We start from the raw sequence: 1900 nt of genomic DNA, 5'->3' as shown, positions 1-1900 counted from the left end.
ACTCCAGATCATTATCAATCTCAATAATATCATTATCACTCAGATAGACCTTTGCTTGGTAAAGCTCTCTTTGATTAACACCTAACGTAGTGTCATCCGAATATTTAACCGTTGTCATCCAAGTTATGCTTAACTTTTCTTCAGGGTTAAAGTGATTTTCTGTACTTCTATCATTTGAAAGCAGATTAAAAACCTTTGGGTCTAGAGGTGCCTCTCTAAACTCGATTACTAACTCAGGCCCTACTCCACCACCTTGACCGCCATTAGTTCCAGGGGCAGCTCCACCGCCACCACTTCCACCTCCATTACAGCCAATTAGAGTTCCAGTAACTAAGCACGTTGATATAACTTTTATAGCCGTATTTTGCATTCCTTTATCCCCTGAATAGTGAAAATAGATTATATTTCAGCATCAAAAGGGATTTACGAATCAGAGGGTCTTTGTTAGGTGACCTTTATAGACTTGATCAAAGCTAGGAAATGTTCTTTCGCACTTTATGCAATCACGAGAGAACAGTAAGGACATGCCTCCCCGCCTTTTAAATCCCTTTCTTGTACCTGCGAATAACAACCTTCACATTCGATCGTTTCTTCGCTAGTGCCCAATGCCACTTGAGTTTCTGGGAGAAACCCTTCCTTTTGAGCTTCTATAAGAATATCAGACATTTTATTCCCTTGGTATCTTTAAAACTCTGATCTTATTAGATAATAATTTTGACGACCCCAAATAAAGGATCATTAGCACCTAACCTTAACGCAAAAAAAAGCCCCATATTTCAGGGGCCAAACTCAACACTACTCAACCGGGCTGCTTAAAGGTGCAACTTTTCATAGTAGATACTCGATTAAAAATTGAAATTCAGTTTATAAGGCTCTGTGATACTGTCCTTACTCTACCATTCAGACATAGCGCTGAGGCATAAAGTCACATTTAACCACATATTTTTCTCAAAGCTCTATAGACACTATATCCGCTAGATCATTCTAAACGGCCCTACCCTAAATCAAAGCTATTATGACAAGCCAGATAGGTATTCCCCCCCCACTCTTAGCCCACTCTGGATCAATAAAACCTCTAGGTATCGCACACTCAAGCAGGTTATTTAAAGCTCTTCACGAGACTTATTCAGATTTGAACAATTAAGATTCTTGGAAGCAAGGTCGTTTTTCAAGAGAAGATGGCCTCAAACTGGACATAAGCAAAATATAGGAAGGGAGGTGCGAACACCTCCCGTTAGGCCTTACTGCCCCGTAAAGTTAGAAGCCAAGTACTTTCCGTTGATCGTAAAGAAAACGTAAAGCGTTTGCTTTTTAGGGTCTTCGATGGACTCATTCTCAAATGTAACGACCCATTCTGGGCCATGTCCGAATGATTTTTCCTCGACTGATTTAGAAGTTACGCTAGACCAAGATGCGTCAATTTTGCCCTTCTTGGCCAACTTCCAGACATGCTTTGTTGCTTTATTGATAGCTTGCTCACTAGTGATAGGTTTATGTTGATGCCCGTGGGAATGACCACTTCCTGGTCCTGCCAATGCAGTTTGCCCGAATAGAAACATAACTAAGATCAATGGAGCGCTAATTAAGTATTTCATAAATTAAGCAACCTTTGTAAGGCTTACATTTCGTAAGCTATTGATATATATAAAGTTCAATTCTGTAAGGAATTTGCCGTTTTTTTCACTCATTATTTGCACCTATAGAATCTGTATTTTTCTACCTTAGCATCAACGCAGCACGCTATAAATCCATAAATCACCATTCTTGCCTTCTACTTCTGATAATTGCCTTTGTGAGAGAAGCGGACTTTGATCTATGGCGACTTAGTGCCAAAGGCAGACCTACGAGCTTGTTTCACGTTTGGCCCGATTGCCATAAACAATGTGGCGCAGATTCATTA

2 protein-coding genes are annotated in these 1900 nt (G+C 40.1%); both read right to left on the bottom strand.

The features are described from left to right. On the bottom strand, nucleotides 1-370 hold a 370-nt coding region (locus A3756_RS15005; RefSeq protein WP_304438887.1), incomplete at its 3' end, for a hypothetical protein. A gap of 871 nt (nucleotides 371-1241) precedes the next feature. Next, nucleotides 1242-1595, bottom strand: coding sequence for a DUF6488 family protein (locus A3756_RS15000; protein WP_068510782.1), 354 nt, complete (start codon nucleotides 1593-1595; stop codon nucleotides 1242-1244). Nucleotides 1596-1900: the final 305 nt, after the last annotated feature.

Source organism: Oleiphilus sp. HI0086 (genome assembly GCF_001635225.1).
The sequence above is the reverse complement of the archived record's forward strand: the minus strand, read 5'-3'. Positions and strand labels throughout refer to the sequence as shown.

Coding starts and splice junctions, on each gene's coding strand:
- A3756_RS15000 (WP_068510782.1), bottom strand. CDS start 1,595: ATGAAATACTTAATTAGCGCTCCATTGATCTTAGTTATGTTTCTATTC.